At 70.1% G+C, this 12,142-nt stretch carries 16 protein-coding genes; 7 read left to right on the top strand and 9 right to left on the bottom strand.

The features are described 5' to 3' along the window. Positions 1-3: 3 nt before the first annotated feature. Positions 4-1,383, top strand: a complete 1,380-nt coding sequence (locus F3S47_RS06440; protein ID WP_150444430.1) for a pyruvate dehydrogenase complex dihydrolipoamide acetyltransferase — start codon at positions 4-6, stop codon at positions 1,381-1,383. Next, complete coding sequence (locus F3S47_RS06435) at positions 1,380-1,907, top strand: hypothetical protein (RefSeq protein WP_150444429.1); 528 nt, start codon at positions 1,380-1,382, stop codon at positions 1,905-1,907. The genes F3S47_RS06440 and F3S47_RS06435 overlap by 4 nt, the downstream gene beginning before the upstream one ends. Positions 1,908-2,033: 126 nt before the next feature. Here the strand turns inward: F3S47_RS06435 and F3S47_RS06430 are convergent, their stop codons facing one another. After that, a complete protein-coding gene (locus F3S47_RS06430) occupies positions 2,034-2,477 on the bottom strand; it encodes a type II toxin-antitoxin system RatA family toxin (RefSeq protein ID WP_150444428.1) in 444 nt (147 codons plus the stop codon). Positions 2,478-2,613: 136 nt separating this feature from the next. Here F3S47_RS06430 and hpt point away from each other — a divergent pair, with 136 nt between their 5' ends. From hpt to F3S47_RS06410, 4 genes are all read left to right on the top strand, one after another. Further along, entirely contained in the window at positions 2,614-3,189 is a 576-nt protein-coding gene (hpt, locus tag F3S47_RS06425) for a hypoxanthine phosphoribosyltransferase (RefSeq protein ID WP_150444427.1), read from the top strand. After that, complete coding sequence (locus F3S47_RS06420; protein ID WP_150444426.1) at positions 3,189-3,374, top strand: hypothetical protein; 186 nt, start codon at positions 3,189-3,191, stop codon at positions 3,372-3,374. Before hpt ends, F3S47_RS06420 begins: the two co-directional genes overlap by 1 nt. Positions 3,375-3,476: 102 nt before the next feature. After that, positions 3,477-3,944, top strand: coding sequence for a c-type cytochrome (locus tag F3S47_RS06415; RefSeq protein WP_150444425.1), 468 nt, complete (start codon positions 3,477-3,479; stop codon positions 3,942-3,944). Beyond that, positions 3,944-4,843: a cytochrome c gene (locus tag F3S47_RS06410; protein WP_191090103.1), complete on the top strand. Its 900-nt coding sequence runs from the start codon at positions 3,944-3,946 to the stop codon at positions 4,841-4,843. Before F3S47_RS06415 ends, F3S47_RS06410 begins: the two co-directional genes overlap by 1 nt. Here the strand turns inward: F3S47_RS06410 and F3S47_RS06405 are convergent. From F3S47_RS06405 to F3S47_RS06395, 3 genes are all read right to left on the bottom strand, one after another. After that, entirely contained in the window at positions 4,801-5,667 is an 867-nt protein-coding gene (locus tag F3S47_RS06405; protein WP_150444423.1) for a lysophospholipid acyltransferase family protein, read from the bottom strand. The two genes, F3S47_RS06410 and F3S47_RS06405, sit on opposite strands and share 43 nt — an antisense overlap. Continuing rightward, positions 5,664-6,431, bottom strand: a complete 768-nt coding sequence (locus F3S47_RS06400; RefSeq protein ID WP_150444422.1) for a GNAT family N-acetyltransferase — start codon at positions 6,429-6,431, stop codon at positions 5,664-5,666. Before F3S47_RS06400 ends, F3S47_RS06405 begins: the two co-directional genes overlap by 4 nt. Positions 6,432-6,559: 128 nt before the next feature. Next, on the bottom strand, positions 6,560-6,745 hold the full coding sequence (locus F3S47_RS06395) for a DUF3553 domain-containing protein (protein WP_150444421.1): 186 nt from the start codon (positions 6,743-6,745) through the stop codon (positions 6,560-6,562). Between the two features lie 30 nt (positions 6,746-6,775). Here F3S47_RS06395 and F3S47_RS06390 point away from each other — a divergent pair, with 30 nt between their 5' ends. Beyond that, the gene (locus F3S47_RS06390; protein WP_150444420.1) at positions 6,776-7,360 is read left to right on the top strand and encodes a histidine phosphotransferase family protein; all 585 of its coding nucleotides are present in this window, start codon (positions 6,776-6,778) and stop codon (positions 7,358-7,360) included. Here the strand turns inward: F3S47_RS06390 and F3S47_RS06385 are convergent. From F3S47_RS06385 to F3S47_RS06365, 5 genes are all read right to left on the bottom strand, one after another. Further along, positions 7,350-8,600: a glutamate-5-semialdehyde dehydrogenase gene (locus F3S47_RS06385; RefSeq protein ID WP_150444419.1), complete on the bottom strand. Its 1,251-nt coding sequence runs from the start codon at positions 8,598-8,600 to the stop codon at positions 7,350-7,352. The two genes, F3S47_RS06390 and F3S47_RS06385, sit on opposite strands and share 11 nt — an antisense overlap. A gap of 56 nt (positions 8,601-8,656) precedes the next feature. Continuing rightward, the gene (gene proB / locus F3S47_RS06380) at positions 8,657-9,763 is read right to left on the bottom strand and encodes a glutamate 5-kinase (protein WP_150444418.1); all 1,107 of its coding nucleotides are present in this window, start codon (positions 9,761-9,763) and stop codon (positions 8,657-8,659) included. Continuing rightward, positions 9,751-10,785 carry a GTPase ObgE gene (gene obgE, locus F3S47_RS06375; RefSeq protein WP_150444417.1) on the bottom strand — a complete coding sequence of 345 codons (1,035 nt, stop codon included), beginning with the start codon at positions 10,783-10,785 and terminating at the stop codon, positions 9,751-9,753. The genes proB and obgE overlap by 13 nt, the downstream gene beginning before the upstream one ends. A gap of 303 nt (positions 10,786-11,088) precedes the next feature. Further along, complete coding sequence (locus F3S47_RS06370; protein ID WP_191090102.1) at positions 11,089-11,607, bottom strand: GNAT family N-acetyltransferase; 519 nt, start codon at positions 11,605-11,607, stop codon at positions 11,089-11,091. Further along, positions 11,604-12,137, bottom strand: a complete 534-nt coding sequence (locus F3S47_RS06365; RefSeq protein WP_150444415.1) for a GNAT family N-acetyltransferase — start codon at positions 12,135-12,137, stop codon at positions 11,604-11,606. Before F3S47_RS06365 ends, F3S47_RS06370 begins: the two co-directional genes overlap by 4 nt. Positions 12,138-12,142: the final 5 nt, after the last annotated feature.

Below are 12,142 nucleotides of genomic sequence, written 5' to 3'. Positions count from 1 at the left end.
GAGATGCCCACCGAAATCCTGATGCCCGCGCTCTCTCCGACCATGGAGGAAGGCACCCTCGCCAAGTGGCTGGTCAAGGAGGGCGACACCGTCTCCTCCGGCGATCTGCTGGCCGAGATCGAGACCGACAAGGCCACCATGGAGTTCGAGGCCGTGGACGAGGGCACCATCGGCAAGATCCTCGTCGAGGAAGGCACCGAGGGCGTGAAGGTGAACCAGCCCATCGCCGTCCTGCTGGAAGAGGGCGAGAGCGCCGACGACATCGGCGAGACGTCCTCCGAGCCGAAGGACCGCGACGAGAGCTCCCACGCCGAACCGGCCGAACCCTCCGGCCAGACCGAGCCCGCACAGGGCTACGGCCGCCAGGGCGACCAGAAGGACGCCGCGGCAACCTCCGGGTCCGCCCCGGAGAGCGGCTCTTCGGCCGGTGCGGCCCCGCGCAAGGAGGGCGAGCGCATCTTCGCCTCTCCCCTCGCCCGCCGCATCGCCAAGGACCGGGGCATCGACCTCGCCGAGGTGAAGGGCACCGGGCCCAAGGGCCGCATCGTCAAGGCCGACATCGAGGGCTTCGAGCCGTCGAAGGCCAAGGAGGCCGCCGCCCCCGCCGCCAAGGACTCCAAGGCCCCCGTGGGCCCCGCGGCCATGCCCTCGGGCGCCGGCGCCGACCAGGTCATCCCGATGTACGAGGGCCGCGAGTACGAGGAGGTCAAGCTCGACGGCATGCGCCGGACCATCGCCGCGCGCCTCACCGAGGCCAAGCAGACCATTCCGCACTTCTACCTGCGCCGCGACCTGAAGCTCGACGCCCTGCTGAAGTTCCGCTCCGAGCTCAACAAGCAGCTCGAGCCCAAGGGCGTGAAGCTCTCGGTCAACGACTTCATCATCAAGGCCTGCGCCCTGGCGCTGCAGGAGGTGCCCGACGCCAATGCCGTCTGGGCCGGTGACCGGCTGCTGAAGCTCAAGCCCTCGGACGTGGCGGTTGCCGTCGCCGTGGAGGGCGGGCTCTTCACCCCGGTCCTGAAGGACGCGCACCTCAAGTCGCTCTCCGCCCTCTCGGCCGAGATGAAGGACCTCGCCAGCCGCGCCCGCGACCGCAAGCTCGCGCCCCACGAATACCAGGGCGGCAGCTTCGCGATCTCCAACCTCGGGATGTTCGGCATCGAGAACTTCGACGCGGTCATCAACCCGCCGCACGGCTCGATCCTGGCCGTGGGCGCCGGCGTCAAGAAACCGGTCGTCGGCGAGGACGGAGAGATCACCACCGCGACGGTCATGTCCGTGACCCTCTCGGTCGATCACCGCGTCATCGACGGCGCCCTCGGCGCCCAGTTCCTCGAGGCGGTGAAGGCCAACCTTGAGAACCCGATGGTGATGCTCGCGTGACCGGACAGGACCTGCGCGAGGCTCATTCGCGCCAGTCCGTGCTTCGCGAGATCATCCTGGAACACGGCTTCATCGCAGACCTCCTGCGCCTCTGCTGGCGGCGCGGGGTCCACGATGTCGAGATTCTCCGGTCCGAGTTCGACGCGGGCGGCTACGACCTTGTCGTCAGCCGCGGCGACGTGACCCGACATCTTCAGTTGAAAGCAAAGCATGTCGACGGACGCCGGAGCAGTTTCGCCGTCGGTCTCCGCCTCGCCGCTCGACCGGCCGGCGGCGTCCTCTGCCTAGTGGTGACCGACGATCTGGAGATCGACCACTATCGCTGGTTCGGCAACGGGCCGGATGTACCCTTGCCGGACATCACTGGCATGAAGGTCGCCCGCCATACCAAGGGCGACGCCGAAGGGACCAAGGCCGAGCGTCCCGACCACAGGCTCGTGCCGCTCTCCCATTTCGACAAGCTCCGCACGATCGAAGAGGTCGCCGAGACGCTCCTCGGCCCCCTCCCCTCTTCTGGGCGATAAATATCCCGGGGAGTCCGCGGCGCAGCCGCGGACGGGGCGGAGCCCCGAAACCGCCCGGAGCCCGCCGGAGGCGGGGCCGGGCTTGCCGAGCGCGGCCCGGAACGGGCCGCACCGCGGGGTCACGGATCAGCCGTAGAGCGCGTTGGCCCGGCGCTCGAAGGCGCGGACGATCCGCTGCATCGCCTCGTTGAAGAACATGCCCGCCGCCCCCTGCAGCAGGCGGTTCTTGAACTCGAAATCCACGTCGAAGCTCACCCGGCAGCCGCCCGGGTCCTCCTCGAAGCGCCAACGGCTCTCCATGTAGCGGAAGGGCCCGTCGATGTACTCGGTGTCGATGACCCGTTTCTCCGGCCAGAGCGTGACGCGCGATCCGAACTTCTCGCGGAAGACGCGGAAGGAGATCACGAGGTCCGCGATCTTCACCACCTTCTCGCCCTGCTCCTCGGTGGAGCGGACGCGGGCAGCGGCGGTCCAGGGCAGGAATTCGGGGTAGCTCTCGACGTCGGCGACGAGGTCGTACATCTGCTGCGGCGTGTAGGGCAGCACTCTGGTCTCGGAATGGCTGGGCATGATCTCGCGTCTGTCTCGGTCTTTCCTCTTATGTCGGCCCGTGGACCCGATTGGCAAGGCGAAGGCCCGCATCGCCCGGGTGACACCGCCGCGCGGGTGGCTATGCTGCGCAGGCGAGAGAGACCCGGGGAGCCCCATGAACCGCACCGACTACGTGATCGACCAGATGATCTCGGCCAAATCCATCGCCGCGAGGGTCGAGTCGCTCGCCCGCGCCATCGAGGCGGAATTCGCCGGCACCGACCAGCTTGTCATCGTGGGGCTGCTGCGCGGCTCCTTCGTCTTCATCGCCGACATCGCGCGGGAGTTGTCGAACCTGCCGGTGGAGGTCGATTTCCTGGAGGCCTCCTCCTACGGCAATTCCATGGAGAGCTCGCGCGAGGTGCGCATCCTCAAGGACCTGCGCGGCGAGATCGGCGGGCGTGACGTCCTCGTGGTCGAGGACATCGTCGACACCGGGCACACGCTCGCCCGGGTCACCGAGTATCTCGCCACGCGCCACCCGCGGAAGCTGCGGACCGTGGCTCTGCTCGACAAGCCCTCCCGGCGCGAGGTCGACTTCCGCGCCGACTGGGTGGGCTTCGAGATTCCCGACGAGTTCGTCGTCGGCTACGGCATCGACTACGCCCAGCGGGACCGGAACCTGCCCTACATCGGCAAGGTCCGCTTCCCGGCCAATGCCGAGGCCGCCGCGACCGACGGAGCGGCCTGATGCATTACATGCGCTGGCTCTGGCGGGCCAAGCGATGGGCCCAGAACCCGCCCTCGACGCGTCAGGTCGTCCTGATCCTCTCGCTCGTGGCGGGGCTCTGCGCGCTCGCCGCGGTGGAGCGCTGGGTCGGCTGGCCGGACTGGGCGACGCTCGACCCGGCGAGTCCGCGCACGCTGCGGCCATGAGGCCGGAATAATCGCGTCTTCATAATTATGTGACTGGTTTCCGGCGCCGCGCCGCAGCTAGGCTGCACCTGACGTAACGATACCAACAGGGACATTGCGACAATGAAATTCACCCGGAGCCTCGCTCTCGCCGCCGCAGCCGCGCTCTTTGCCGGCGCTCTTCCCGCCCAGGACCAGGCCACCGAGGCGGCCATCGGCGCGCGCCAGGCGCATATGAACCTCTACGCGCACAACCTCGGCATCGTCGGAGGCATGGCCCGCGGCAACATCCCCTACGACGCCGAGATGGCGCAGACCGCCGCCGCCGACCTCGCGCTCGTCGCGCAGGTCAGCCAGCAGGCCTACTGGCCCGAGGGCTCCAGCGTCGAGGCGACGGACGAGACCCGCGCCCTCCCCGCGATCTGGGAGAACATGGAAGAGTTCCGTGGCTACGCCGACCAGCTGGTCGAGGCCGCCATGGATCTCGAGAGCGTGGCCGGTGACGGTCAGGAGGCGCTCGGCGCCGGGCTGCAGGGCGTCGGCCAGGCCTGCGGCGGCTGCCACGAGGACTTCCGTCAAGAAGACGAGTGATGAAGGCACTTCGACTGTCAGTGGCCCTCGCGGCAATCGCGGGGGCCGTTGCATGGTGGGCGACCGAAACGCCCGCCGTGCCAGAAAGCTATGCCGTCTTGGACGGCGACCCCGAGGCGGGCCGCGTGACATTCGCGGTCGCGGGCTGCGCCTCCTGTCACGTCGCCCCGGAGGCCGAGCGCGAGGAGGGCGAGCCGCCGGTGCTCGCCGGCGGCCAGCGCTTCGAGACCGAGTTCGGGACCTTCGTCTCGCCCAACATCTCGTCCTCCCCGCAGGGGGTCGGTGAGTGGTCGGACGCCGAGCTGATCCACGCCGTGCGCGCGGGCGTCTCTCCCGAAGGCGCGCACTACTACCCGGCCTTCCCCTATGCCTCCTACGCCAAGGCCTCGGCGCAGGACATCGCCAACCTCGTGGCCTACATGCGCACCCTGCCCGGCTCCGACGCCGAGAGCGCGCCGCACGAGCTCGACTTTCCCTATTCCATGCGCCGCGCGGTCGGCGCCTGGAAGCGCCTCTACGCCTCGCCGGACTACGTGCTGGAGACGGCCGACACGGCGGAACTGATGCGCGGGCGCGAGCTGGTCGAGGGGCTCGGCCACTGCGGCGAGTGCCACACGCCGCGGACGGCGCTCGGCGGGCTCGACACCGAGCGCTGGCTGGGCGGCGCGGAGAACCCCTCGGGCGACGGGCGGATCCCGAACATCACGCCCGGCGGGCTCGACTGGTCCGAGGCCGATATCGCGGCCTACCTGCAGTCGGGCTTCACGCCCGAGTTCGACAGCGCGGGCGGCGAGATGGCCGAGGTCGTGCGCAACACCGCGCAGCTCTCCGACGCCGACCGAGCGGCGATGGCGGCCTACCTCAAGGCGGTCCCCGCGGTCTCGGACGAGGGCGCCTGAGGTCCGTCCAGGCGGGCCTCCACCTCTCCCCTGACCGCCGCCTCGCAGGCGCGGGACAGCGCCTTGCGGTCGGCGAAGTCCGAGACCTTGAGCGGGTCGTGGAAGACCACGGTCACGCCGCCCTGCCGCCGCGCGCCGAGCGTGTCCATGAGGTGCGGAGCGAAGTCCATGCCGCCCCACCAGCCGTAGAACCGGGCGTCACTCCCGTCAGGCGCGCGGTAGACCAGGCTGACCGGCTGGACCCAGAGCGTCTCGCGCAGGGGCTCGGCGAAGAAGGCGGCGAAGAGCGTGGGCTTGAAGGGCAGCACGCGCCGCCCGTCGGTCGAGGTGCCTTCCGGGAAGAACAGCAGCTTGTGCCCCGCCGAGAGCCGCGTCTCGAAGAGGCGCACCTGGTCTCCCGCCGCCCGCCGGTCGCGCCGGATGAAGATCGTGCCGGTCGCCCGCGCCAGCCAGCCGACGCCGGGCCAGCCACGCACCTCGTCCTTGGAGACGAAGTAGATTCGCTGGCCGGCGTTCAGCGCGAAGATGTCGAGCCAGGAGGCATGGTTGGCGACGACGGCCCCCGGCCCTTCCATCGGCTGCCCCTCGACGCGGTAGTCGAGGCCGAGCATCCGCAGCGCCCCCCGGCAGACCGCGCAGGTGATCCGCGGCGTCACCGGTCGCCGCTGCCCGTAGAGCGGGCGCTCCACGAGCCGCACTGCCAGCAGCAGCACGAGCCCGCCGAAGACCATCGCCGCGATCGGTCCGCCGCGCAGCACGGCCCTCACGCGGCTGGTGTCGCGGCGGTCGGGCGGGGGGCTCTCACCGTGCCAGACCTGGCTCACCCGATGGCCTCCCGGCTGTAGATGCGGCTGGTGCGGGCATTGAGCCGCGCGGTATCCATGACGAGGCAGACGTCCACGGTATTGAACGCGCGGTCGACCCAGGCGCCCTGCCCCACGAAGCCGCCGAGCCTGAGGTAGGCCTTGATCAGCGCCGGGATGGCGAGCAGCGCCGCCCTACGGTCCACCCGGTCGCGCGGCAGCAAGTCGAGCGGCACCGCCTCGGGCGGCTTCGCCGTGACGCGGAGGTCCGGCGGCGCGAGGTGGTGGTGGTGCAGGAAGGACAGGGGCTGGCGCAGCGCCTCGGTATCGGTGCCGTGGAAGGAGGCGGTGCCGAAGAGGACCTCCGCCCCGCTCCGGGCCACATGCTCGGCCAGCCCGGTCCAGAGGTGGAACATCGCCGTCCCGCCGCGGTAGTCCGGATGCAGGCAGGAGCGCCCAAGCTCCAGCAGCCGCCGTCCTCCCGCGCGCAGCGGCGTCAGGTCGTATTCGGCCTCGGTGTAGAACCGGCCCATCCGGTCGGCGCCGCTCTCGTCCATGAGCCGGTAGACGCCCGCGACACGGCCGCCCCGCGACCGGTCGAGCAGCAGCAGGTGCTGGGCCGCGCCGTCGAAATCGTCGGTCTCCAGCCGCGCACCGTGATCGACACCGGCGCCGGTGCCGCCGAGCTCCTCGACGAAGACCTCGTAGCGCAAGCGTTGCGCCGCCTCGATCTCGTCCCGGCTTCGGGCGATACGGAGCTCGAACTCGGGCTCGGGTCCAGGCATGCGGGTAGCGTCTCGGGATCGGGGATCGGTCGCGGTCTTCTAGTGCGGGGCCCCCTTCATGGCAACCGAAGCCGCGCCAACGTCACTGTTATAGATTTGTTAACCATTTTGGTGTTAGCGTCCGACAATCAGGTGTCGGGGGCGACCAGTTCAAGTTCCACTCGGTTCGCATCCAGGACGACCTTGCCCTCGTCCTGGAAGTTCACGGTGATCCGCCCGTCGATATTGGACTGGACCTGGCCCAAGCCCCATTCCGGCGCGCCGGGATGGCGGACGAGCGTCCCCGGGGTTAGAAACGCGTTCATGTCGGTCATGGCGGGACGCTCCGGTGTAGTGGGTTCGGCATGGATGATCGGCAGCTCTCCGCGATGGTGGCCTCCCGCATCTGCCACGATCTTATCAGTCCGATCGGGGCGATTTCCAACGGCCTGGAACTCATGAGCCTGTCCACGGACCCTGGCGACGAGGTCGACCTGGTCAGCCGTTCGGTGGCCAACGCCCAGGCCCGCATCCGGTTCTTCCGCCTGGCTTTCGGCAACGCACCCGCGGAGCAGGCCCTGCCCTCAGGGGAGGTGGCGGCGCTGCTCGACGAGATGACCGCCGAGGCGCGCACCGGCTTCGACTGGCGCGTGACGGGTCGGCAGCCCCGACCGGAGGTCCGCGCCGCCCTCCTCGCCATGCTCTGCTGCGAGACCGCCCTGCCCACCGGGGGCACGGTCCGCGTGGTGCCCGACGGCGACCGGTGGTGGATCGAAGGGCGCGGCCCGCGCATCGACAGCGCGCCCGAACCCTGGGAGATGCTGGAGGGGACACCGGCGGTGGTCACGCCGGCCACGGTCCAGTTCGCCCTGCTGCCGCAGGCGCTCGAGGATATCGGCTCGGACGCCCGCGTGCAGGTAAGCGAGAGGGCGATCGCGATCAGCTTCTGACCGTGCCGTCGCCCGTCACGATGTACTTGAAGCTCGTCAGCTGCTCCGCGCCGACCGGTCCACGGGCATGCATCTTGCCGGTGGCGATACCGATTTCCGCGCCCATGCCGAACTCGCCCCCGTCCGCGAACTGGGTCGAAGCGTTGCGCATGAGGATCGCGCTGTCGAGCCGCTGGAAGAAGCGGTCGGCGGCGGCATCGTCCTCGGTCAGGATGCAGTCGGTGTGGTCGGAGCCGTAGCGGCGGATGTGGGCGATAGCCGCGTCGATGTCGTCCACCACCTTCGCCGCGATCTTCATGTCGAGGAATTCCATGCCCCAGTCCGCCTCCGTGGCGGGGACCGACCCCTCGAGTCCCTCGGCGTGCACCTCGACGCCTTCGGCCTTCAGCAGATCGACGATCTCCTGCCCGAGCTTTACAGCGTCCCGGTGCACCAGCAGGCATTCGGCCGCGCCGCAGATGCCGGTGCGGCGTGTCTTCGCGTTGAGCACGACGCGCTTGGCCTTCTCGGGGTCGGCGGCCTTGTCCAGGTAGATGTGAACGATCCCCTCCAAGTGGGCGAAGACAGGCACGCGCGCCTCGCGCTGCACCAGCCCGACAAGCCCCTTGCCGCCCCGGGGCACGATGACGTCGACGGTGTCGGTCATGGTCAGCAGCTCGCGCACCGCCGCCCTGTCGCGGGTCGGGATGCGCTGGATGGCGTCATCCGGCAGGTTTGCCTCGCGCAGGCCGGCGATGAGACAGTCGTGGATCGCGCCCGAGGTGTGAAAGCTCTCCGACCCGCCGCGCAGGATCACGGCATTGCCCGCCTTGAGGCAGAGCGCGCCCGCGTCGGCGGTCACGTTCGGGCGGCTCTCGTAGATCACGCCGACGACGCCGAGGGGCGTTCGGACGCGCTTGATGTGCAGGCCGCTGGGTTGGTCCCACTCGGCGATGGTCGCGCCGACCGGATCGTCCTGGTCCGCGACGGCCTCCAGCCCCCGGGCGATCCCCTCGATCCGTCCCTCGTCCAGCGAGAGCCGGTCGAGCATGGCGGGGCTCAGGTCCTTCTCGCGCGCTGCCTCCATGTCCCGGGCGTTGGCCTCGAGAATATCGCCGGCACGCGCGCGCAGCGCCGTCGCGGCGGACCGCAGGGCGCTGGCCTTCGCCTCGGGCGAGGCATAGGCCAGTTCGGCCGCGGCGGCTTTCGCCTTCCGTCCGATCTCGGCCATCAGGGCGGGGATGTCTGAGAAATCCTTCATTCGGATCAAGGCCTTCTGCGGCGGTTTTCAGAGGCATCCGGCGGGTCGCGGCGCGGTCAGCTGACCATGTCGTCGCGGTGGACCAGAACGCTGCGCCCCTTGTAGCCCAGCACCGCCTCGATGTCAGCCGTCCGGCGTCCGCGGATCGCGCGCGCCTCGGCGGCGGTGTAGCGGGTGAGACCGGCGGCCAGTCGCGCTCCGTCGGGGCCGTGGATCGCGACAGGATCGCCCCGGTCGAAGCGTCCCGTCACCTCGGTCACCCCGGCGGGGAGCAGGCTCTTGCCCTCGCCGAGCGCCCGGGCGGCGCCGGCGTCGACGGTGATCTCACCGCAGGGTTTCATCGCCGCGATCCAGCGCTTGCGGGCGGCCTGCGGGGTGGTCTGTGCCGAGAACCAGGTCGCGGGCGCGCCGTCTTCCAGCCGTTTCAGAGGGTTGAGTGGAGACCCCAGGGTGATCGCCATGGCGCAGCCCGCCTCGGTGGCGGTACGGGCGGCCATCAGCTTGGTCTTCATTCCGCCCTTGGAGAGGCCCGAGCCCGCATCGCCAGCCTGCGCCTCGATCTCGGGCGTGATGCGGTCGATCAGGTCGTAGCGGTGCGCCTCGGGATCGGTCACGGGGTTGGCGGAATAGAAGCCGTCCACGTCGGAGAGCAGAACGAGACAATCCGCGCCGACGGTGACGGCCACCTGCGCGGCGAGCCGGTCGTTGTCGCCGTAACGGATCTCGTCGGTCGCCACAGTGTCGTTCTCGTTGACGATGGGCGTCACGCCGAGACCGACGAGGGTCTCCAGCGTGGCGCGGGAATTGAGGTAGCGGCGGCGGTCGCGGCTGTCCTCCAGCGTCACCAACACCTGGGCCGTGACGATGTCATGGGGCGCGAGCGCCTCTTCGTAGGCCCGCGCGAGACGGATCTGGCCCACCGCCGCGGCGGCCTGGCTCTGTTCGAGCGGCAGTTCGCTGGTGGGCAGGCCGAGTGCCCGGCGACCTAGGGCGATCGAGCCGGAGGACACGAGGATCACGTCCGCGCCCCGCTTGCGCAGGGCCGCGACGTCCTGGGAAAGCGAACGCAGCCAGTCGGCGCGCAGACCGCCGGTCTCGCGGTCGACCAGAAGCGCCGAGCCGATCTTGACGACGATCCGGCGGGCGTCGGTCAGGGTTGCCACGGCCCCTCCTCCGCCTCGTCCTCCGCGGGCTCGGCCTCGGCACGCACCAGGCGGCGCAGGGCTCGGAGGACCTCGGTCACGCCCTCGCCCGAGACGGCGGACATGAGCAGGACCTCTCCCGCCCCGGCCTCGCGCAGCTCGTCGGCGAGGAACTGGCGCTCCTCGGCGTCGAGCGTGTCGATCTTCGACAGAACCGTGAGCCGCGGCTTGTCCGAGAGCCCCTCTCCGTAGGTCTCAATCTCGTTGACGATGACCTGCCAGTCCTGGACGGGATCGCCGGAGGAGCCGTCGACGAGGTGCAGGAGCGCCGCCGAGCGCTCGACGTGGCCCAGGAAGAGATCGCCCAGCCCCTTGCCCTCCGAGGCGCCCTCGATGAGGCCTGGAATGTCGGCGACCACGAGTTCCACGCCGTCGATCCCCACCACGCCGAGGTTCGGCACGAGGGTCGTGAAGGGATAGTCCGCGATCTTGGGTCGGGCGTTCGAGGTGGCGGCAAGGAAAGTGGACTTGCCGGCATTCGGCAGGCCCAGCAGACCGACGTCGGCGATGAGCTTGAGCCGCAGCCAGATCGTCCGCTCCACCCCCGGCTGGCCGGGGTTGGCATGGCGCGGGGCCTGGTTGGTCGCGGTCTTGAAGTGCAGGTTGCCCCAGCCGCCGTTCCCCCCGCGAGCGAGCAGGACGCGCTGCCCGGGCTCAGTCAGGTCGGCGATCAGGGTCTCCTCGTCGTCGTCGAGGATCTCGGTGCCCACCGGCACGCGCAGGGTGATGTCGTCGCCGTCCTTGCCGGTCTTCCCCTGCCCCATGCCGGCCTGGCCGGACTTGGCGAAGAAGTGCTGCTGGTAGCGGAAGTCGATGAGGGTGTTGAGGCCGTCCACGGCCTCGGCCCAGACATCACCGCCGCCGCCGCCGTCACCGCCGTTGGGGCCGCCGTACTCGATGAACTTCTCGCGCCGGAACGAGACGCAGCCGTTCCCCCCGCTGCCGGAGCGGATGTAGACCTTGGCGAGATCGAGAAATTTCATTGGGCTGGGCCCCCCGGGCGTTCAAGCCGGCGGGTTACGCCATTCCCCTGCCCCGCTCAAGGGGATCCGCACCTCGGGCCCGGGTCACCGCTGCCGGTGCCGGGCTGCGGACCTCGAGGGCCCTTTTCGTCTGATCCGTCGTTCGGGGCGGGGCCGTGGAGGGATGCCAAGCCCCCCAAGGTCACGTCGCGCTGGACCTGCGCCCCTGGGGCGCCGGCTGCCACGAGTTGCCATATGGCGCGAGGGCGTCACCCCCCGCGGAACGTTCGCGAGGAGGTCTAGACTCCGGGACTTGCGATTGGGTTAACCCTGCGGGCGCGACGCAACGGAGGCCTCCCAGTCAGACCGGTCGAGGCGCATCCGCATGCTCTCGAACTCCCGGCCAAGGGCCCGGGAATGGAGAGGCCGCGGCCCCGTCTCGCGGAAGCCGAGCTTGTCCAGCACGCGGCGCGAGCGGGCGTTGTCCAGGTAGTGGCCCGAGAGCACCGGACCGGCCGCGGGATCGGCGAAGTGACTGTCGAGGTAGGCCCGCGCGGCCTCGGTGGCGAAGCCCTGCCCCCAGGCGGAGCGGGCGAACCAGTAGCCGAACTCGTCGCCGCCGCCCATGACGCCGATGAGCTGCCCCTCGTGCGTCACCGCGAGCGAGTCGATCCGGCCGGCCGCGCACTCCTCGATGAACCAGCGGGCATCCTCGAGCGCATAGGGCCAGGGCACGGCCGAGAGCCACCGCACCGTCTCCCAGTCCTGCAGGGCATCGGTGATGGGTCCGGCATAGCCCGGCTCGAGCGGGCGCAGGACGAGCCGGTCGGTCTGCAGGGTCACATCTTGGCCATGTAGGTCCAGGTGGGGACCATCGCGCCGCGCGACACGGACCAGGCCTCGGCGTCGCCGAGGTAGCTGAAGCCGCAGTTGGTCAGGACGCGGGCCGAGCGCAGATTGTCCTGGAAGACCTCGGCAAAGCACTCGCGGCTGCCGTGCGGGTTCGCGGCGAGGAGCGCACGGACGGCCTCGGTCGCGAGGCCCGCGTTCCAGAGCTGCGGCGCGATCCAGTAGGAGATCTCGGACTGCTGCCGGTCGAGCCGCGCGAGATGCACGAGTCCCACGACCTCGGCCAGGCCGGTGGCCTGCCCGTCGATCGCCCAGACGTCCTCCTTCCGCTCGGGATCGAGGGCGTTCTCGATGGTCGCCTCCACGGCGCCCGGCGGCAGGGGATGCGGAATCTGGCGGGTCATCTCCGCCATTCGCTTGTCGGCGGCGTATAGCCCGATGAGCCCGGCGTCGGAGCGGCGCAGCGGCCGCAGGACGAAGCGCTCGGCCTGGATCGTCGGCTGGTCGTTGGACGTATCGAACATGAACA

The sequence above is a fragment of the Histidinibacterium aquaticum genome (genome assembly GCF_008710275.1).
Taxonomy (GTDB): Bacteria; Pseudomonadota; Alphaproteobacteria; order Rhodobacterales; family Rhodobacteraceae; genus Oceanicola; species Oceanicola aquaticus.
Note: the sequence above shows the minus strand (reverse complement) of the source record. Positions and strands in the feature narration are given on the sequence as shown.